The 18,090-nt window shown below is 59.7% G+C and carries 19 protein-coding genes; 6 read left to right on the top strand and 13 right to left on the bottom strand.

All coding sequences use genetic code 11. The features are described from left to right. Position 1: 1 nt before the first annotated feature. From ACI3K0_RS11015 to ACI3K0_RS11005, 3 genes are all read right to left on the bottom strand, one after another. Positions 2 to 2,338: a methyl-accepting chemotaxis protein gene (locus ACI3K0_RS11015; protein ID WP_404945327.1), complete on the bottom strand. Its 2,337-nt coding sequence runs from the start codon at positions 2,336 to 2,338 to the stop codon at positions 2 to 4. 185 nt (positions 2,339 to 2,523) lie between these two features. Further along, complete coding sequence (locus ACI3K0_RS11010) at positions 2,524 to 3,423, bottom strand: ribokinase (RefSeq protein ID WP_148145963.1); 900 nt, start codon at positions 3,421 to 3,423, stop codon at positions 2,524 to 2,526. A gap of 49 nt (positions 3,424 to 3,472) precedes the next feature. Next, positions 3,473 to 4,675 carry a DNA recombination protein RmuC gene (locus tag ACI3K0_RS11005; protein ID WP_183823541.1) on the bottom strand — a complete coding sequence of 401 codons (1,203 nt, stop codon included), beginning with the start codon at positions 4,673 to 4,675 and terminating at the stop codon, positions 3,473 to 3,475. 112 nt (positions 4,676 to 4,787) lie between these two features. Here ACI3K0_RS11005 and def point away from each other — a divergent pair, with 112 nt between their 5' ends. From def to truA, 3 genes are read left to right on the top strand one after another with little or no spacing between them, the layout of a single operon-like run. Then, positions 4,788 to 5,303, top strand: coding sequence for a peptide deformylase (gene def, locus ACI3K0_RS11000; RefSeq protein WP_148145961.1), 516 nt, complete (start codon positions 4,788 to 4,790; stop codon positions 5,301 to 5,303). A gap of 56 nt (positions 5,304 to 5,359) precedes the next feature. Then, positions 5,360 to 6,307: a methionyl-tRNA formyltransferase gene (gene fmt / locus ACI3K0_RS10995; RefSeq protein WP_183823539.1), complete on the top strand. Its 948-nt coding sequence runs from the start codon at positions 5,360 to 5,362 to the stop codon at positions 6,305 to 6,307. Beyond that, complete coding sequence (truA, locus tag ACI3K0_RS10990; RefSeq protein ID WP_183823537.1) at positions 6,307 to 7,062, top strand: tRNA pseudouridine(38-40) synthase TruA; 756 nt, start codon at positions 6,307 to 6,309, stop codon at positions 7,060 to 7,062. The genes fmt and truA overlap by 1 nt, the downstream gene beginning before the upstream one ends. Positions 7,063 to 7,118: 56 nt before the next feature. On the opposite strand, the gene ACI3K0_RS10985 is transcribed toward truA, so the two are convergent. The 3 genes from ACI3K0_RS10985 to dapD are packed head-to-tail and all read right to left on the bottom strand — an operon-like array spanning position 7,119 to position 9,770. Beyond that, on the bottom strand, positions 7,119 to 7,715 hold the full coding sequence (locus tag ACI3K0_RS10985) for a hypothetical protein (RefSeq protein WP_183823535.1): 597 nt from the start codon (positions 7,713 to 7,715) through the stop codon (positions 7,119 to 7,121). Further along, positions 7,699 to 8,895 carry a succinyl-diaminopimelate desuccinylase gene (dapE, locus tag ACI3K0_RS10980; RefSeq protein ID WP_183823533.1) on the bottom strand — a complete coding sequence of 399 codons (1,197 nt, stop codon included), beginning with the start codon at positions 8,893 to 8,895 and terminating at the stop codon, positions 7,699 to 7,701. Before dapE ends, ACI3K0_RS10985 begins: the two co-directional genes overlap by 17 nt. A 14-nt stretch (positions 8,896 to 8,909) precedes the next feature. After that, positions 8,910 to 9,770, bottom strand: a complete 861-nt coding sequence (gene dapD / locus ACI3K0_RS10975) for a 2,3,4,5-tetrahydropyridine-2,6-dicarboxylate N-succinyltransferase (RefSeq protein ID WP_183823531.1) — start codon at positions 9,768 to 9,770, stop codon at positions 8,910 to 8,912. Between the two features lie 138 nt (positions 9,771 to 9,908). On the opposite strand from dapD, the gene ACI3K0_RS10970 reads away from it, so the two are divergent. After that, complete coding sequence (locus ACI3K0_RS10970) at positions 9,909 to 10,769, top strand: LOG family protein (protein ID WP_183823529.1); 861 nt, start codon at positions 9,909 to 9,911, stop codon at positions 10,767 to 10,769. 83 nt (positions 10,770 to 10,852) lie between these two features. Here the strand turns inward: ACI3K0_RS10970 and ACI3K0_RS10965 are convergent, their stop codons facing one another. Both ACI3K0_RS10965 and ACI3K0_RS10960 read right to left on the bottom strand, forming a co-directional pair. Continuing rightward, positions 10,853 to 11,488: a hypothetical protein gene (locus ACI3K0_RS10965; RefSeq protein ID WP_183823527.1), complete on the bottom strand. Its 636-nt coding sequence runs from the start codon at positions 11,486 to 11,488 to the stop codon at positions 10,853 to 10,855. 120 nt (positions 11,489 to 11,608) lie between these two features. Continuing rightward, positions 11,609 to 12,322 carry a pyrimidine 5'-nucleotidase gene (locus ACI3K0_RS10960; protein WP_183823524.1) on the bottom strand — a complete coding sequence of 238 codons (714 nt, stop codon included), beginning with the start codon at positions 12,320 to 12,322 and terminating at the stop codon, positions 11,609 to 11,611. Between the two features lie 105 nt (positions 12,323 to 12,427). Between ACI3K0_RS10960 and ACI3K0_RS10955 the strand changes: the two genes are divergently transcribed. Next, positions 12,428 to 13,330, top strand: a complete 903-nt coding sequence (locus tag ACI3K0_RS10955) for a DMT family transporter (RefSeq protein ID WP_183823522.1) — start codon at positions 12,428 to 12,430, stop codon at positions 13,328 to 13,330. A 49-nt stretch (positions 13,331 to 13,379) separates the two neighbouring features. Here the strand turns inward: ACI3K0_RS10955 and argB are convergent, their stop codons facing one another. Beyond that, positions 13,380 to 14,267, bottom strand: coding sequence for an acetylglutamate kinase (argB, locus tag ACI3K0_RS10950; RefSeq protein ID WP_148148346.1), 888 nt, complete (start codon positions 14,265 to 14,267; stop codon positions 13,380 to 13,382). A gap of 203 nt (positions 14,268 to 14,470) precedes the next feature. On the opposite strand from argB, the gene ACI3K0_RS10945 reads away from it, so the two are divergent. Beyond that, on the top strand, positions 14,471 to 14,908 hold the full coding sequence (locus ACI3K0_RS10945) for a hypothetical protein (protein ID WP_206825025.1): 438 nt from the start codon (positions 14,471 to 14,473) through the stop codon (positions 14,906 to 14,908). 16 nt (positions 14,909 to 14,924) lie between these two features. Here the strand turns inward: ACI3K0_RS10945 and yihA are convergent, their stop codons facing one another. From yihA to rpmH, 4 genes are all read right to left on the bottom strand, one after another. Beyond that, entirely contained in the window at positions 14,925 to 15,572 is a 648-nt protein-coding gene (gene yihA, locus ACI3K0_RS10940; protein WP_210297746.1) for a ribosome biogenesis GTP-binding protein YihA/YsxC, read from the bottom strand. Positions 15,573 to 15,706: 134 nt separating this feature from the next. Next, positions 15,707 to 17,512 (bottom strand): membrane protein insertase YidC, encoded by a 1,806-nt coding sequence (gene yidC / locus ACI3K0_RS10935; RefSeq protein ID WP_404945326.1) that lies wholly within the window; start codon positions 17,510 to 17,512, stop codon positions 15,707 to 15,709. Next, a complete protein-coding gene (gene rnpA, locus ACI3K0_RS10930; RefSeq protein WP_148148342.1) occupies positions 17,512 to 17,904 on the bottom strand; it encodes a ribonuclease P protein component in 393 nt (130 codons plus the stop codon). The genes yidC and rnpA overlap by 1 nt, the downstream gene beginning before the upstream one ends. A 24-nt stretch (positions 17,905 to 17,928) precedes the next feature. After that, on the bottom strand, positions 17,929 to 18,063 hold the full coding sequence (rpmH, locus tag ACI3K0_RS10925) for a 50S ribosomal protein L34 (RefSeq protein WP_112458319.1): 135 nt from the start codon (positions 18,061 to 18,063) through the stop codon (positions 17,929 to 17,931). Positions 18,064 to 18,090: the final 27 nt, after the last annotated feature.

Genomic DNA, 18,090 nt, shown 5'->3' with positions numbered 1-18,090 from the left:
CTCAGAACTCTTCCCAGCTTTCCGCAACGGCTGCCGAGCCATGGGAAACGCCTGCCACCTTACGCGGTGCATAGACGGGCGCCTCAGCTCGGCGCGGAGCCGCAGACTGCATTCTCTGCGCCATCTGACGAAGCGGCTGCGCTGAACCGACGCTTGGAGCCGAGGTGCGGAAGCGTTGGACGAGATCCCTGAGCGTTTCCGCCTCGCCATTCAGCACGGCGCTGGCAGCGGTCGTCTCTTCTACCATGGCGGCGTTCTGCTGCGTCACCTGATCCATCTGGTTGACGGCCGAGTTGATCTCCTTCAGCCCCACCGCTTGCTCGCCGGCGGAAGAGGAAATCTGGCGGATCAGTCCGTTGATCTGCATGACCTGGATTGCGATCTTCTGCAGCGCATCGCCGGCCTTGCCGACAAGGTCCACACCCTCGTTGACCTGCGTCGTAGAGGCATTGATAAGGGTCTTGATTTCCTTTGCCGCGGTCGCAGAACGCTGCGCCAGTTCCCGCACTTCCTGCGCGACGACGGCAAATCCCTTGCCGGCTTCACCAGCGCGGGCTGCCTCGACGCCGGCATTCAGCGCCAGAAGATTGGTCTGGAAGGCGATCTCGTCGATAACGCTGATGATGCGCGAGATCTCCTGCGAGGAATGCGCGATGGCCTGCATGGAAGCGACGGCCTTCTGCACCACTTCGCCGGACTTTTCGGCGTCTTCACAGGCAAGATTGACCGTTGAGGCTGCCGTGCCGGCGTTTTCGGCACTGGAGTTGACCTGCTCGGTCAACTCGTTCAGCGCTGCGGCGGTCTGTTCAAGGCTTGCCGCCTGCTGCTCGGTGCGGTGAGACAGGTCACCAGTGCTGGCCGTGATTTCACGCGTGCCGTTACCGATATTCTGCACTGACGAGGCGACCGAGATGACGGTGTTTTCGATGCTCTCGAGAGCGCTGTTGAAGTCGTGCTTCAGCTTCTCGTAGTCACCTGGGAATTCACCCGTCAGGCGATGCTGCAGGTTGCCGTTGGAAAGTTCCGCAAGGCCTGAAGCGAGAAGCTCCACCACATGCGCCTGCTGACGGGCAGCGGCTTCACGCTCGGCCGCCGAGCGATGGCGCAGGTCTTCGGCGGCACTGCGCTGGGTTTCGGCTTCCGAAGCGAGCCGCTTGCCATCGGCCAGCGTGTGGCGGAAACCTTCCAGCGATCTCGCCAGCGCACCGACTTCGTCATTTCGGTCCTGGCCTTGTACGGCCTCGTTGTACCTGCCTTCGCCAAGCTGTCCGACGCTGGCAAGCAGGGCGTTCAGCGGGCGGCGCAGCAGCGAGCCGCTGGCAACCGAGAGGGTGACGATGACGGCGCTGAGCAGGAGGATGCCGCTGACGATCATCATGAAGGTCTGGTCGGTGACCGGAGCCATGATCACGCTCATCGGCACATCGACGACGACAGCCCAGCTGGTGTTGAGGTCTGGAACAGTGAAGGGATAGACGACCCGCTCGTAAAGTTCGCCATCAGGGCCGGCCAGATTGTCGATCGTTGCCGGCTTGCCGGATTTCAGTGTCGAAAGCAGCACGTCCGTGCCCTGGCCCTCGACCGGCTTCATCAGATTGTCGGCGATATCCGGAACGATCCACTTGCCGCCCTGAGAGACGAGCAAAACCCGGCCGGAACCGAAGGGACGCATCGCCTGCAGGGTCCTCGAAAGCGTTGCCATCGAAACATCGACGCCGGCAATGCCGATGAGCTTGTCACCGGACATGACGGGGTAGGCGATCGAGCTCATGGCGGTCTTGTCGCCGGTCGAGCTTTCGATATAGGGCTGGGTCAGCGCGCCTTTTTTTGACGCTGCCGGCAGGGCATACCATTCCGCCTGGGTGTCGACCTCGAAGACGCTATAGGCGATGTTGCCGGCCTTGTTTTTGGTCCAGTAGGGAGCAAGTTCGCCCTTCTTGTTGCCGCCGAACTCGCCATTGCCGATGAACTCGGCGTTCCGGCCGTCGAACGCGCCGGGAACTTCGGCAAACCAGCTGCCATAGGCAAAGGTGTTCTGTTCGAGATTGGCCTTCAGCGCATCGATGACATTCTTGCGATCGAGATAGCCCGCCTCGTGGCCGCGGCCGACAACGCCGGCCATCGCGCGCGCCGCACCCGCAAGCTGGCCGATTTCGGCCGCAACTTCGTTGCCGATGGAACGCGCTTCGGCATTGGCCTGCTCCAGCGTAAGCGTGGTCACCCTGTCGCTTGTCTGGGAGATCATGAAGAAATTGGAGACGATGAGCAGTAGCGCGATGGCAATGCTGGTGACGACGATCAGTTTTTTCGAAAGGGAATTCAGGCGCAGGAAGGACATGACTTGCCTCGTGGATCCGTGGGGCGGAGATCGCTGACATGGCAAGTGAAGGCCCCGTCATGGGGCGTTCTGCTCGGCTGACGCCTTAAGAAGAAGATGCCGCAGCGACGCTACCTGGCATCTGTTAAATTTGACTGAAATTGCAACAAGGCATCGGCCCGGTTTTCCAGGCCGATGAGAGGTTTTTACAGCTTCTGATCCACGGCTTCGGCAAGAGGGATCGAAGGCTGGGCGCCACGCGAAAGGCAGGCGAGCGACCCGGCGACCGCTGCCCGACGAAGGGCCTGCGCGAAGGTCAGGCCCTGGTCGAGGCTGGCAGCCAGGTAGCCGCAGAACGTATCGCCGGCTCCCACCGTATCGACGGGCTCGATGACAAGTCCCTTGGCCGTCAGGATCTCGCCATCGCGAATGGCAATGACACCATCGCCACCGAGCGTCACGACGAATGTCTGACCGCTTTCCGAATGCAGCTTATTCAGGGCCGCTATGCGGGCTTCGGCACTGGCCGCAGGTTCGCCTGATACCAGATCGAATTCCGTTTCGTTGGCAACGACGATATCTGCCAAAGAGGACAGCCGGACCGCCTCTTTCGTGAATGGTGCGGTATTAAGGATAGTGGTAACGCCTTTTTCTCGCGCAGCCTTGAACACGGCCTCGACGGCAGCTGGCGGAATTTCGAGCTGCAGCATCAGAATGTCGCCCGCGGCCATTGCATCGACCGTCTTGACGGCCTCATCGGCGGTGATCGTGCCGTTGGCACCGGGAATGACGACAATCATGTTCTCGCCATCGCCGCCGACAAGGACGAGTGCCGTCCCCGTCGGTTCACGAGCCTTCAGAACAGAAGAAAGGTCCGTACCGGCAGCCTTCAGAAGTTCCAGTGCCGGGTCTGCGAATGTATCGCTCCCGACTGCACCCGACATTTTTACGCGGCTGCCAGCCCGCCGTGCCGCGAGTGCCTGATTGGCGCCTTTGCCACCAGCGGCCGTCGAGAATGTCTGACCTGGAACCGTCTCGCCCGGCTTGGGCAATTCTGCCGTTGTGGCGATAAGATCCATATTGATGGAGCCGAAGACGGTGATCATGAAGTGCCCTGCCATGCGTGTTGATATGCGCGGACACTGCCCGACGGCACTAGTCCTCGTCAACTACCCGAAGCCGCAGAAGACCTGTACGGCTCTCGACCGATTTCGGCGGCGGTGCATCTGCCGATTGCTCGGCTTTCGCGGGTGCTTCCAGCTCCAGCGAAGTAATCCGGTTGCCACGTCGGGTCAGTTTCTCGGTAGAGGTCAGTATCTGCTCGACATCCTTTTCCGCGGCAAGGAAATGCGACTGCAGCTTGCGCGTTCTGTCATCTAGCCGCGTCAAATCCTCCATCAGCAGGCCGACCTCGCCCTGAATCAGATGCGCCTGCTCGCGCATTCGCTGGTCTCTCAGCACGGCCTGAATGACCTGGATCGATAGAAGCAGCAGTGAGGGCGAGACGATCACCACGCGGGAGCGCTGAGCCTTCTGCACCACCGCATCGAAATGCTCGTGGATCTCGGCAAAGATCGATTCCGACGGCACGAAAAGAAGCACGGTATCCTGTGTTTCGCCGGCAATCAGGTATTTTTCCGAGACGTCCCTGATATGGACGTCCATATCTCGCCGGAACTGCTGGGCGGCAGCACGCCGCGCGTCGGGCGAGGCGGCCTCGCGAAACGCAGTCCACGCTTCGAGCGGGAATTTGGCGTCGATCACCAGCGGCGGTGCGCCGTTCGGCATACGGATCACGCAATCCGGTCGCGTTCCGTTGGAAAGCGGCGACTGGAAGGAATAAGCCCCGTGCGGCAGGCCGTCGGCCACGATCGTCTCCATCCGGCCCTGGCCGAATGCTCCGCGCGTCTGCTTGTTGGAAAGGATCGCCTGCAGACCAACGACATCCTTGGCCAGCGTCTGGATATTGTTCTGTGCCGCATCGATGACGGCCAGCCGCTCCTGCAGCTTACGCAGGTTTTCATGCGTCGATTTGGTCTGTTCGGTAATCGTCGAGCCCAGCCTGTGGGTCATGCCATCGAGCCGCTGGTTGACGGCATGATTGAGTTCGGCCTGACGGCTGGTGATCGTCTCGGCCATGGCGGCGACACGCCCGTGCATCTCGCCTTGCATCCGCACCAGTTCGGCCAGGCGCGCTTCCGCATCCATCGTGCGCTGCGTCATCTCTTCGCGTTGGCGGCCGCCGCGAAGGATGGCGAAAAGCGCGATGATGACCGCCAGAACGGCGAGAACTGCTCCTATGAGCAGGATTGGTAGTACAAAATCAGGCGGCAGGATATGGGCAAGGATCTCTCTCATGGCGCCACTCTAGCAGATTGCATTAGCAACGAAAGATCAAAACGTGAACATACGCCAAGAAGCATGCTGCATACCTGTTCCATCGACGCAAAAGATGCGCTATGGGGGCGGCATGACAATCAAGCCGCTCATCATCCTTCCCGATCCGCTTCTTAGGCAGGTTTCGGCGCCCATCGAAACCGTTAACGCCGAGCTTCTCAAGCTCGCCGATGACATGCTCGAAACCATGTATGACGCGCCGGGCATCGGTCTCGCCGCGATCCAGATCGGCGTGCCGAAGCAAATGCTCGTAATCGACGTGTCGCGCGAGGACGAAGAGAAGAACCCGCAGGTCTTCATCAACCCGCAGATCGTCAAATCTTCGGATGAGCTCTCGGTTTACGAAGAAGGCTGCCTTTCGATCCCGGATTATTATGCCGAGGTCGAGCGACCGGCTACGATCGGCGTGAAATATGTCGGGCGCGACGGCAAGGAACATATGCTCGAAGCGGACGGCTTGCTTGCCACCTGCCTGCAGCATGAGATCGACCATCTGAACGGCGTGCTTTTCATCGACCACATCTCGCGGCTGAAGCGTGACATGGTAATCAAGAGGTTCACCAAGCTTGCCAAGGGCAAGGCTGTTTAGGTCTCGGTCTACCTGACTGAAAACGGAAGGCGCGTCCGCGAGGCGCGAGAAGTCCCATGTCACTTCGCATCATCTTCATGGGCACGCCGGATTTTTCCGTGCCGACATTGCAGAACCTCAAGCAGGCCGGCCACGAGATCGTTGCGGTTTACACCCAACCGCCGCGCCCGGCCGGTCGCCGCGGGCTTGATCTGACCAAATCGCCGGTGCATCAGGCCGCCGAACTGCTCGGTATTCCGGTTCTCACACCGTTGAATTTCAAGGCGGAAGAAGATCGCCAGACATTTCGCGATTTCGACGCGGATGTCGCGGTCGTTGTGGCCTATGGCCTGCTTCTGCCGGTGGCGATCCTCGAAGGCACGAAGCTCGGTTGCTATAATGGCCACGCTTCGCTCTTGCCGCGCTGGCGCGGTGCAGCGCCGATCCAGCGCGCCATCATGGCCGGCGACGAGAAGACCGGCATGATCGTGATGAAGATGGAAAAGGGACTTGATACCGGCCCGATGGCGCTGACGAGAGAAGTTGAGATCACGCAAGCGATGACGGCCGGCGAACTGCATGACAAGCTCATGCTCGTCGGCGCCCGCGCCATGGTCGAGGCGATGGAAAAGCTCGAAGCCGACGACCTGCCGCTGACGCCGCAGCCGGAAGAGGGCGTCCTTTACGCCGCCAAGATCGACAAGGCCGAAACCCGCATAGATTTCTCCAAGCCGGCGCGTGACGTTCATAACCATATCCGTGGTCTCTCGCCTTTCCCGGGCGCATGGTTCGAAGCCGAGATCAACGGCAAGCCTGAACGTATCAAGGTTCTCAGCTCTGCCATCGGAGAAGGAAGCGGTGCCGCCGGAGAGCTTCTCGACGATACGCTGATCGTTGCCTGCGGCGAGGGCGCCGTGAAGCTCACCCGCCTGCAGAAGGCGGGCGGCAAGCCGCTGGATGCGGCCGATTTCCTGCGCGGCACGCATCTGCCCAAGGGCACCAAACTTCCGGTCGGGGCTGCCTGATGCCGCGGTTCCGCATGACCGTCGAATATGACGGCACATCCTATGTCGGCTGGCAGATGCAGGAAAACGGCCATTCCGTACAGGCTGCCCTGCAGAACGGCATCCTGTCGCTCACCGGCGAAACGGTATCTGTTCGCGGGGCAGGCCGTACCGATTCAGGTGTTCATGCGAGGGGCCAGGTCATCCACGCCGATCTGACCCGCGAGTGGCAACCGTTCAAGCTGCGCAATGCGCTCAATGCCCATCTGATGATGGCGAACGAGCGTGTCTCGATCATCGATGTGCAGCAGGTCTCGGATGATTTCGATGCGCGGTTTTCGGCGGTGAAGCGGCATTATCTCTATCGCATCATCAGTCGCCCGGCACCGCTGGCGATCGAGGCTGGTCAGGCCTGGTGGGTGCCGAAGGAACTCGACCACGAGGCGATGCACGCCGCCGCCCAGATGCTCGTCGGTCACCATGACTTTACCACCTTCCGCTCCACCCATTGCCAGGCCAAAAGCCCGGTGAGGACGCTGGACCGGCTGGATGTGACACGCTCCGGCGACCTGATCGAAATCCGCGCCAGCGCGCAAAGTTTTCTGCACAATCAGATCCGCTCCTTCGCCGGGACGCTGAAGCTCGCCGGTGAAGCGAAGATGTCACCTGACGACGTGCGCAGAGCGCTTGAAGCGCGAGACCGCAAGGAATGCGGCCCGGTTGCGCCACCGGAAGGCCTCTATTTCATGAAGGTCGATTATCCCGGCGATGCTTGAAGCAATTCCAGCAAAAGCGGGAACCGGTTTTGCGTCCGGAATTGCGCTGGCATAAATCAGTAGGGCGACACGCCGAGATAGGATTGCAGCAGGTCGGCGACGATGAGACCCGGCACCAGCAGCACCAGCATGGTTGTTGCGACCACAAGCGGCTCCGGTCCACAAATCTGACGCACGAAGCGGGAAATGGCGAAAATCGTCGCGATCAGCAGGGCAAGCTGCACGAGTGCGATGAGGCCAGCTGCAAACGGCACGAGAAACAGCAGCAGCGTCAGCACCGCATAGGCATAGGATATCGGAACCGAAAGCCAGTTGGTCGCCACCACGATGGCGGTGAACTTGCGTTCGGTCTTCAGCAGCAGGCAAAGAACGCCGAGCAGCGTAAGCGGCAGGATCCAGTTGATCGCCTCGACCATAAAGAGCCTCAGATAAAAACCGAGACCTGCCTTGGTTCCTTCCGTGCTCGCAGAGAGGAAGGCGAACCGCATCCCGGTCCAATAGACGAACATGGCCGGCAGGCACCAGACGAAGGCCCAGAACGACCGCATCATGCCGCGATCGGTCATGTCGAGCCGCTGCAGGCCCTGCGCATCACCTTTGAAAAGCAGCCAGAGGCCGCTGATGTAGAATTTGACTTCAGGAAATGGAGGCATCGCCGAACCAGCGGGAGAGGAAGGTTCCGTAGATCTGGGTCAGCGTCTCGAGATCGGCAAGGGCGACACGCTCATCCACCATATGCATGGTCTGTCCGACAAGGCCGAATTCGACGACGGGGCAATAATCCTTGATGAACCGCGCATCAGACGTCCCACCGGTGGTCGACAGCGCCGGCTGCTTGCCGGTCACGGCTTCGACGGCGGAAGAAAGCGAGCCGATCAGCGCGTTGTTGCGGGTCAGGAACACATGGCTCGGCCGCTCTGCCCAGGTGATCTCGTACCTGGTCGGCTGGCGATCCGGCCGCAGCGTCTGGTCGGAGGCAGCCTCGTCCAGCCGGCGCAGGATCTCGGCCTTCACCGTATCGGCCGTCCAGGTGTCGTTGAAGCGGATATTGAAGGCGAAGCCTGCCTTGGCCGGCACGACATTGGTGGCAGGATTGCCGACATCGACGGTCGTCACTTCCAGATTGGACGCCGGGAACTCCGGGGTACCGGCGTCGAAGGGCGGGTCCATCAGCGCCGAAGCAAGCGGCAGAAGACCGCGAACTGCATTGTCGGCCAGATGCGGATAGGCCGCATGGCCCTGCACGCCGAACACCGTGACCTTGCCGGACACGGAACCGCGGCGGCCGATCTTGATCATGTCGCCGAGCATGTCGGGATTGGTCGGTTCGCCGACCAGGCAGGCATCCCAGCGCTCACCCTTGTCAGTGGCCCATTTCAAAAGCTTTTCCGTACCGTTGACGGAAGGACCTTCCTCGTCGCCGGTAATCAGGAAGGAGATCGATCCTTTTGGCGCGCCATGCTTCTCGATATGACGGGCGACAGCTGCGATGAAGCAGGCGATGCCGCCCTTCATGTCGACCGCTCCGCGGCCGAACATCTCGCCATCGGCGATCTCTGCCCCAAAGGGTGGATGGCTCCACGCGCTTTCATCGCCGACCGGCACGACATCCGTATGGCCGGCGAACATCAGATGCGGCCCGTCTGTTCCGAGCCGAGCATAGAGGTTTTCGACGTCGGGAAGACCCGGCTCAGTCGCGATCATCCGCTCAACGGTAAAGCCGAGAGGCGCAAGCATCGCTTCGAGTGCCGAAAGCGCGCCGCCTTCCGCCGGGGTGACGGAAGGGCAACGGATCAGCGTTTGCAGGTTTGCAATCGGATCGGAAACAGACATCGGATGGGTCTCTATTAGTCGCGCAGCAGCTCGTTGATACCCGTCTTGGAACGGGTCTTCTCATCGACGGTCTTGACGATGACGGCACAGTAGAGATGCGGAGCCGCGAGGCCGTTGGGCATCGTTGCATTGCCCGACGGCATCGAGCCGGCGACGACGACGGAATAGGGCGGGACTTCGCCATAGGTCACTTCGCCGGTGGCGCGATTGACGATCTTGGTCGACTTGCCGATGTAGACGCCCATTCCGAGAACCGAGCCCTCGCGGATGATGCAGCCTTCGACGACTTCCGAACGGGCGCCGATGAAGCAATTGTCTTCGATGATCGTCGGACCGGCCTGCATCGGCTCGAGCACGCCGCCGATACCGACGCCGCCCGAAAGATGCACATGCTTGCCGATCTGCGCGCAGGAGCCGACGGTTGCCCAGGTATCGACCATCGTGCCTTCATCGACGAAAGCGCCGAGATTGACGAAGGACGGCATCAGCACGACGTTCTTGGCGATATAGGCCGAACGGCGTACCACTGCATTCGGCACGGCGCGGAAACCGGCGGAACGGAACTGGTTTTCACCCCAGCCTTCGAACTTGGACGGAACCTTGTCCCACCAGGTGGAGTTGCCCGGACCGCCCTTGACGACTTCCATGTCGTTCAGGCGGAAGGAGAGGAGAACGGCCTTCTTGAGCCACTGGTTGACAGCCCAGGTGCCGTCTTCGCCGCGAACCGCGACGCGGGCCTGGCCACCGTCGAGCAGGTTGAGCGAGGTTTCGACGGCATCGCGTATTTCGCCTTTGGTCGAGACGGTGACGCTGTCGCGGTTGTCGAAAGCGGTCTCGATTGTCTTTTCGAGGGCGGCGAGGTCGAAGCTGCTCATGGAAGATCCTTAAACGTCACGCGGTATCGTGATGGCTGGGAAGGTGGTCATTTGGTCCCATTTGCTCTAAGCGACCGCCACTCAAGCGTCAATGTGAATTGGCGTCAACCACGGTTGGCGCGGGAAGGAAGCATCAGCATGTCGAAGAGAAGGTCAGAAGCGCGGGGAAATGAGGATAAGGTGTGGGAACCGCTGAAGGACAGCACGGCCGACAAGCACGCTGCCGCTGCCCAGCCCAAGACACCGCAGACGCAATCTCCGTCTTATCGTCTGGCCTTTGCCGATGAGGATTTCCTCTGCAGCAAGGAGTTGCGGCCACTTCGTCTGCAGCTGGAGCTTCTGAAGGCTGAGATGATCCTTGCCGAAAAGGGGATCGCTTCGACGGTGGTCCTGTTCGGTGGCGCGCGTATTCCCGCTCCCGGTGAGAAGCCCTGGGCAGCCCATAACGAGACCCAGCACAACAATCTCCAGGCGGCCTCCGTCTATTATGACGAAGCGCGTAAATTTGCCGCGCTCTGCGGGGAATATTCGGCGAAGTTCGACCACAAGGAATATGTCGTCGTCACCGGCGGCGGACCCGGCGTGATGGAGGCGGGCAATCGTGGTGCAACGGAAGCGGGCGCGCCGACGATCGGCCTCAATATCATGCTGCCGCACGAGCAGGCGCCGAACCCATATGTGACGCCTGAACTCTCCTTCAACTTCCACTACTTCGCCATCCGCAAGATGCATTTCATGATGCGGGCGAAGGCGGTTGCTGTTTTCCCCGGCGGCTTCGGCACGCTGGACGAAATGTTCGAGGCGCTGACGCTGATCCAGACCAAGCGCATGGAGCGCATTCCGCTCATCCTGTTTGCTGAAAAATTCTGGCGCAGCATCATCAATTTCGAAGCGCTGGCCGATTTCGGCACGATCGCGCCGGAAGATATCGAGCTGATCAATTTCGTCGAGACCGCCGACGAAGCCTGGAAAGTCATTCAGGATTTCTACGAGAAATAAAAATAGAAGACCCGCCCCTCGGGGGAGAGGCGGGCCTTTGTCGACAACTGCCGGGCTAGTTCCGTTATGCGGGGGGCGGGGAACTAGAGGGGGCGGTCCGGCAGGTCGTCGATGGAAATTACGCCGTCCTTGTTGGTGTCCATGCTGGCAAACAGCTTGTCGCTGGCAGCAGAAGCTTCGGCCTTGGTGATCTTGTTGTCTCGGTCTTCATCGATCATCCGGAAGAAGCGACCGCCGCCCATGCCGCCGTGGCGTTCGAAGCGGGCCTTTCGGAATTCGCCGTGTCGGCCGTCATGGCGTCGATCGTCGCGGTCGGCATGTTCATGCCGCGGACCATCGCCATCCTTGCGCTCGGCATTTTCAGCCAATTCCGGGCGCGGATTATTCTTGGCGAACTCTTCCCGTTTGGCGATGCGATAGTCGACAAGCTCGCCGCGCGTGATGTTGCCATCCTTGTTGGCGTCGATCTGGTTGAACAGGGCCTCCTGGCTGGCGGCCATTTCCTCCTTGGAGATCTTGCCGTCCTTGTTGGTATCGGCGCTCTTCAAAAGGCGAACGAAGGTCACGTCCTTCATCATCGCGCCACGCATCATGGCGTGAGAGCCATGCCGGCCGCCTGGTCCGCGGTCAGGCCGTTCGGGTGCGGCGAATGCCGGGATTGCGGCTCCTGCGACCAATACGGCTCCGAGCGTCGCAATAACGATCTTCTTGGCGGTCATCGAGAGTTTCCTTCCCTTTTATTTCGATGACCTCAAGCTATGGCCGCCAAGCCCCGGCGACCACTTAAACTCCCGTAATGTGGATGAATTCTTTGTAATGCTGGGCCAGGACTTCAAGCCTCAGCCCTGCACGATCCCCTTCAGGAATGTGGCGAGATCATCGGTCACGTAATCGATGTGATCGTCCTCGTCGGAAAACGTCTCCCAGCGCTCGATCAGCACGTCGTCGAGATTGCGCGGCGTGAGCAGAACGGTCCGCATGCCGAGCGCTTTCGGAACGGTGAGGTTACGCGGCAGATCTTCGAACATGGCGGCATTGGCCGTATCGACCCGATGAAGGCTGGCGAACTTGTCATAGGTCTCACCCGCCGGCTTTGGGACGTAACCCGCCGCGACGATATCGAAAATATCGTCGAAATTGTCGAGGATGCCGAGCGCGCGGGCTGTCGCTTCGGCATGCGGAACACTGCCGTTGGTGAAGATGAACTTTCGGCCGGGCAGCGCCTTGATCGCATCTCCCAGATCCGGGTTCGGGACCAGTATCGAATAATCGATCGCATGCGCCCTTTCCAGAAATCCGTCCGGATCAATGCTATGGTTCAGCATCAGGCCCTGAAGCGTCGTGCCGTGCTCGTGGTAATAGCGCTTTTGCAATGCGCGTGCTTCGTCTCGCTCAAGCTGCAGCAGTTCCTGCACATAGGCCGTCATGTTCACATCGATCTGGGCGAAGAGATTGATGTCATGCGGGTAGAGCGTGTTGTCGAGATCGAAGACCCAATCGCGGATCTTTGAAAAATCTGTGGCGTCGGCTGAGATCTTGGGTTTCTTGTCCATATCCCGCTTATGCACTGCCTTGCTGATAAAGAAAATCGAAAAGGCGACGGCTCGCCGCCGCTTGCGGCTTGGCGACAAATCCGCCTGCATGATACCGGCTGAAACATGGAACTCTGGATCCCCATCACCATTGCTGCCGCCTTCCTGCAGAACCTGCGATCGGCATTGCAGAAGCATCTTCAGGGCAGGCTCGGCACCCGTGGCGCGAGCTTCGTCCGTTTCGGCTACGGTTTTCCGGTAGCGATCCTCTATGTCGTGCTGCTCCACCAGCTCGCAGGTTTTGCGGTCCCTCAGATCAACTGGACCTTTGCAATCTGGGTGGTGATCGGCGGCTTGGCGCAGATCTTTGCCACCATCATGCTGGTCCATCTTTTCTCGCTCAGAAATTTCGCCGTCGGCACCGCCTATTCGAAGACGGAGCCCGTTCAGGCGGCGATCTTCGGCTTCATCCTGCTCGGCGAAAAGCTGACGGTTGGCGCGATCGGCGCGATCATCACCGGCGTCATCGGCGTGATGCTGATCTCCATGGCGCGCATGCCGCTGTCATGGAAAAATACCGTCACGGCGCTGGCCAGCCGTACGGCACTGGTCGGCATCGCTTCCGGTGCCGTCTTCGGCATTTCTGCCGTCGCCTATCGCAGCGCGTCCCTGTCGCTCGATGGCCCCAATTCGATCATGCAGGCGGCAATGACGCTTGCCTGCGTCACGACCTTCCAGACGATCTTCATGCTGGTCTGGATGGCATGGAAGGACAAGGGCGAGATCGTCACGGTGTTGAAGACATGGCGCTCTTCATCGCTGGTCGGCCTTGCCAGCGTCCTCGGCTCGGCCTGCTGGTTCACCGCCATGACGCTGCAGCAGGTGGCCTATGTCCGCGCGCTCGGCCAGATCGAACTCGTCTTCACTTTCATGGCCTCGTATTTCCTCTTCCACGAGCGGATCAACCGTATTGAAGTGATCGGTTGCCTGCTGATCGTGGCGGGCATTCTCGGGCTTCTGGCAGGCTGAAACGAAAAAGGCGCCTTGCGGCGCCTTCATCATTCGATCTCGTGCGCGATCAGGGCACGATCAGCGTGCCTGCGCCGCGTTCGGTGAAGATCTCGAGCAGCACCGAATGGGCGGTCTTGCCGTTGAGGATGACGACGCCCTGTACGCCGGAGCGGATCGCGTCGATGCAGGTCTCGACCTTCGGGATCATTCCACCGGAAATGGTACCGTCCTTGATCAGCGCCTGCGCCTGCGCGACGGTCAGTTCCTTGATCAGGTTCTTGTCCTTGTCGAGCACGCCCGGAACGTCGGTGAGGAAGAGCAGGCGGGTTGCATGCAGCGCACCGGCAATCGCGCCCGCAAACGTGTCGGCATTGATATTGTAGGTCGCGCCATCGCGGCCGGGAGCGACCGGTGCGATGACCGGGATCATTTCGGACTTGGCGAGCAGGTCGAGCAGCGTGCGGTCGACTTCGACCACTTCGCCGACGAAGCCGAGATCGAGCACGCGCTCGATATTGCTGTCGGGATCGATGACGGTCTTCTTCGCCTTTTCGGCGAAGACCATGTTGCCGTCCTTGCCGCACAGGCCGATCGCCCATTCGCCGGTCTGGTTGATCAGCGCGACGATTTCCTTGTTGATCGAGCCGGCAAGTACCATCTCGACGATCTCGACCGTCTTGGCGTCGGTGACGCGAAGGCCGCCTTCGAATTTCGATTCGATGCCCATCTTGGTCAGCATTGCGCCGATCTGCGGGCCGCCGCCATGCACGACGATCGGGTTGACGCCGGACTGCTTTAGAAGCGCGATATCGGCGGCAAAAGCCTTGCCAAGTTCGGTGTCGCCCATCGCGTGGCCGCCATATTTCACCACGATCGTCTTGTTCTCATAGCGCTGCATGTAAGGCAGAGCCTGAGCAAGGAGTTTGGCCTGGAGTTCGCTGTCCGACGTCGTCATGAAAATCCCTCACATCAAAGGTGGGGCGCTTTTAGCGCAAGTTTTTGTCAGAAGGAATAATCACTACAAAGTTTTCGGAATAACCGCGTCGTGGCCCTGCTGTCTTTATGACGCATTGCGCAGGCGCGTTACCCACCGTTTAGTGATGCCGGGCGTGTTGACAGAAGACAACGAGAAGCCGACCCTGTTTTGGTGTTCGTGCATTGTTTGCGTACCCAAATAAAAAGACACAGAACACACACCGGAAAAAGATCGCGCGACTTATGACGACTCCGAACCAGAGCGAAAGTGACCGTTCACGAGATCAAGTTCTCGCGGGCGAATATGTGTTGGGCGTATTGCCTCCCGAGGCTCGCCGGGGCATCGAGGAGCGTATGGCCCGCGATCCCTCTTTTGCGGCAACGGTCCGGCGGTGGGAAGACAATCTTTCGGATTACGACGAGCCGTATAACGATCCCAAAGCGCGACTTAGGCTTCAGGCACATTTTCCGGTTCTTGTGTCAAAGAGAAGCTTCAGCCGCGAACTGGCCGTTGCAGGAAGATGCTGGAACTCGATTAGCTTCTGGCGTGCAATGTGCGTGATGTTGGTTTTCGGTATCGTGACCTACGCGGCTTTCCAGTCGGGATGGCTTGCACTCTGAGCATGCCCGCCGGCGTTTAGATTGTCAGCGTTACGGCCTCGCCAATCGCAGCTCGCAACTCGTCCAGACCCTTTCCTTTCTCCGATGATGTGGAAAGAACGAACGGATACGCAGCCGGGCGCTTGCGGATCTTTTCGAGCGTTTCCTCGATCAGCTTCGGCACGGCCGGTTCCTTGATCTTGTCGGTCTTGGTCAGCACTATCTGATAGGATACGGCGGCCTTATCGAGCAGGTCCAGAACGTCGTCATCATTCTTCTTCAGCCCGTGCCGGCTGTCGATCAGTACATAGACGCGTTTCAGCGTCGCACGTCCGCGCAGATAGTCGAAGACGAGTTTCGTCCAGTTATCGACCATTTCCTTTGGCGCCTGCGCATAGCCATAGCCCGGCATGTCGACGAGAGCCATTGGCGGCAGGTCGCCCTCCTGACCCGAATATCCATCGGGCACAAAATAGTTCAGTTCCTGCGTCCGACCGGGTGTGTTGGAGGTTCTCGCCAAGCCTTTTTGGCCAACCAGAGCATTGATGAGCGATGATTTGCCCACGTTGGAACGACCTGCGAAGGCAACTTCCAGAGGGCCTTCCGGCGGCAGGAACTTCATCGAAGGCACACCACGGATGAAGATCCAGGGGCGACCGAACAGAGGCTTGTCGTTGGTGGTCATTCGTTTTTCTATCTCTGCATCTTCTGGAAAATAGATCGCATCCGGGTTTTGGCGTCAGATGTCAAGCATCTCGGGTGAGATGCGCCATACCGCCCTCAAAAGAAAACCCCGGTCGATGCCGGGGTTTTCCTGATTTACTTGCTTGTCGCAGGCTTTCGTTTGAACAGGCCCTTGAGATTGTCGAAGAGCTCGATCTTGGCACCGTGGCGCTTCATGATCACGGCCTGCTGCGTGACCGACAGCGTGTTGTTCCAGGCCCAGTAGATCACCAGACCGGCCGGGAAGGATGCCAGCATGAAGGTGAAGACGAGCGGCATCCAGTTGAAGATCATCTGTTGCGTCGGATCAGGCGGCGTCGGGTTCATGCGCATCTGCAGGAACATCGTGATGCCCATGACGAGCGGCCAGACACCGATCATCAGGAAGTGCGGCACGTCGTAGGGCAGAAGACCGAACAGGTTGAACAGCGAGGTCGGGTCCGGCGCGGAAAGGTCCTGGATCCAGCCGAAGAACGGTGCATGGCGCATCTCGATCGTGACGTAGATAACCTTGTAGAGCGCAAAGAAGACCGGGATCTGCAGGAGCACCGGCCAGCAGCCGGCGATCGGGTTGATCTTCTCTTCCTTGTAGAGCGCCATCATTGCCTGCTGCAGCGCCATGCGGTCGTCGCCGTGCTTGGCCTTCAGTTCTTCCATCTTCGGCTGCATGCGCTTCATGTTGGCCATCGAAGCATACTGCTTGCTGGCCAGCGGGAAGAAGATCAGCTTCACGACGATGGTCGTCAGAAGGATCGCAACACCGAAATTGCCGACGTGACGGAAGAAGAAGTCCATCAGCTGGAACATCGGTTTGGTGATGAAGTAGAACCAGCCCCAGTCGATAAGAAGGTCGAAATGCGGGATCTTGTATTCTTCGGCATAACGGTCGACGAGCGGAACGCGCTTGGCGCCTGCGAACACCATGTTCTTCAGCTCAGTCGATTGGCCGGGCTGAATGGTCAGCGCATCGCTCTTGTAGTCAGCCTGGTAGCGCGGCTGGCCATCGGTGAAGTGGGTGAATCGGCCTTCATAAGGCAATGCCTGCGGCGGTACGATCGTCGCGGCCCAGTATTTGTCGGTAATGCCAAGCCAGCCGCCGGTTGCCTTGGCGCTCGTGACTGCATCTTCTTCGACGTTGGAATAGGTATGCTCGCTCAGGCTGCCGTCGGAACCGAAAACGCCGAGGAAGCCCTCATGAATGACCCATACGGACGGTGTGACCGGCTTGTTGTTACGGGTGATGCGGCCATAGGACGAGAGCGTTACGGCTTCAGAGCCCGGGTTCTCGATCTTGTCCGATACGGTGATCATATAGTGATCATCGATCGAAATCGTCCGGTTGAACAAGATGCCCTTGTCGTTGGTGAAGGAAAGCGTCACCGGTGTGGTCGTGGTCAGCTTCTGGCCGCTGGTGAGTGTCCACTTCGTGCCGGGACCCGGCGTCTGTCCGCTCGTGTCGCTGCCGATGTAGCCGATTTCGCCGAAATAGCCTTCCTTGGTATCGGAGGGCGAGAAGAGCGTGATGAGCGGGCTCGAGTCATCGACGGTCTCGTGATACTCGCGCAGTTTCAGGTCGTCGAAGCGCGCACCTGTCAGGTTGATCGAGCCGGAAACGGCCGGAGTATCGATTTCGACTCGCTCTGACTTGGCAAGCGCCTGCTCGCGTGTCGCGGTCGCTTCGGCCTGACCTGCACCCGGAAGGTTGCCGGTCGTCGCGGTAGCACCGGCGTTTTCCGGCGATGGGGTCGGGTTTTGCGCGGCTTGCTGCTGCTGCAGTGCCTGCTGGGCTTCAGCGGCACGCTGCTGCGCTTCCATGCGCGGGTTCATATAAAGGAACTGCCAGGCAAGGACGATGACGACCGATAGGCCGATCGCGATGAAGTAATTTCGGTTTTTTTCCATCATGCTTTCCTGGAGGAGGTTCCTGAGACAGACTTGGGCTTTTGCCTGCCTTCAATCCGTGCTGCAAGTTGTTCGGTCAAATTTGAGAAGGAAATGCCGAGCACCTCCCTGCGCGCGACGATCACATAGTCGTGTCCATTTTCCATTGCAAATCCGGCGGATTTGCGCACCGCTTCCTTCAGGCGCCGGCGCATCCGGTTCCGCTCGACGGCGTTTCCGTGCTTTTTGGTAACGGTGAAGCCTACACGTGGCGGCTCATCGGGCTGCTTGCGGTCGAGAACTTCAAGGAGAAAGGTTCTCCCGCGGCGTGCTTCGCCTTTCCGAACAGCAAGAAACTGCGGCCGGCTTTTCAGCCGCCCGACAGTGTTTTTCTTGTCTTTACTCGTCGTCACTGCCCGGTCCGGGCAAGTCGGCCGTTAGGCCGACAGACTGGCACGGCCGCGTGCGCGACGAGCCGAAAGAACCTTGCGGCCACCCTTGGTAGCCATGCGGGCACGGAAACCATGACGACGCTTGCGAACAAGCTTGGACGGTTGGTAGGTACGCTTCATTTTTTAATGCCGCGGTGTGCGGCCCTT

Source organism: Rhizobium sp. ZW T2_16, assembly GCF_044987325.1.
Classification (GTDB): Bacteria; Pseudomonadota; Alphaproteobacteria; order Rhizobiales; family Rhizobiaceae; genus Neorhizobium; species Neorhizobium cellulosilyticum.
The sequence above is the reverse complement of the archived record's forward strand: the minus strand, read 5'-3'. Positions and strand labels throughout refer to the sequence as shown.

Bases quoted from the DNA above. Each gene is read 5' to 3' on its own strand.
- ACI3K0_RS11015 (WP_404945327.1), bottom strand. From the start codon at position 2,338: ATGTCCTTCCTGCGCCTGAATTCCCTTTCGAAAAAACTGATCGTCGTC.
- yidC (WP_404945326.1), bottom strand. From the start codon at position 17,512: ATGGAAAAAAACCGAAATTACTTCATCGCGATCGGCCTATCGGTCGTC.
- rpmH (WP_112458319.1), bottom strand. From the start codon at position 18,063: ATGAAGCGTACCTACCAACCGTCCAAGCTTGTTCGCAAGCGTCGTCAT.
- ACI3K0_RS11010 (WP_148145963.1), bottom strand. From the start codon at position 3,423: ATGATCACCGTCTTCGGCTCCATCAATATGGATCTTATCGCCACAACG.
- ACI3K0_RS10955 (WP_183823522.1), top strand. From the start codon at position 12,428: ATGGAACTCTGGATCCCCATCACCATTGCTGCCGCCTTCCTGCAGAAC.
- ACI3K0_RS10965 (WP_183823527.1), bottom strand. From the start codon at position 11,488: ATGACCGCCAAGAAGATCGTTATTGCGACGCTCGGAGCCGTATTGGTC.
- ACI3K0_RS10960 (WP_183823524.1), bottom strand. From the start codon at position 12,322: ATGGACAAGAAACCCAAGATCTCAGCCGACGCCACAGATTTTTCAAAG.
- fmt (WP_183823539.1), top strand. From the start codon at position 5,360: ATGTCACTTCGCATCATCTTCATGGGCACGCCGGATTTTTCCGTGCCG.
- yihA (WP_210297746.1), bottom strand. From the start codon at position 15,572: ATGACCACCAACGACAAGCCTCTGTTCGGTCGCCCCTGGATCTTCATC.
- dapE (WP_183823533.1), bottom strand. From the start codon at position 8,895: ATGTCTGTTTCCGATCCGATTGCAAACCTGCAAACGCTGATCCGTTGC.
- ACI3K0_RS10985 (WP_183823535.1), bottom strand. From the start codon at position 7,715: ATGCCTCCATTTCCTGAAGTCAAATTCTACATCAGCGGCCTCTGGCTG.
- def (WP_148145961.1), top strand. From the start codon at position 4,788: ATGACAATCAAGCCGCTCATCATCCTTCCCGATCCGCTTCTTAGGCAG.
- truA (WP_183823537.1), top strand. From the start codon at position 6,307: ATGCCGCGGTTCCGCATGACCGTCGAATATGACGGCACATCCTATGTC.
- ACI3K0_RS10970 (WP_183823529.1), top strand. From the start codon at position 9,909: ATGTCGAAGAGAAGGTCAGAAGCGCGGGGAAATGAGGATAAGGTGTGG.
- ACI3K0_RS11005 (WP_183823541.1), bottom strand. From the start codon at position 4,675: ATGAGAGAGATCCTTGCCCATATCCTGCCGCCTGATTTTGTACTACCA.
- argB (WP_148148346.1), bottom strand. From the start codon at position 14,267: ATGACGACGTCGGACAGCGAACTCCAGGCCAAACTCCTTGCTCAGGCT.
- dapD (WP_183823531.1), bottom strand. From the start codon at position 9,770: ATGAGCAGCTTCGACCTCGCCGCCCTCGAAAAGACAATCGAGACCGCT.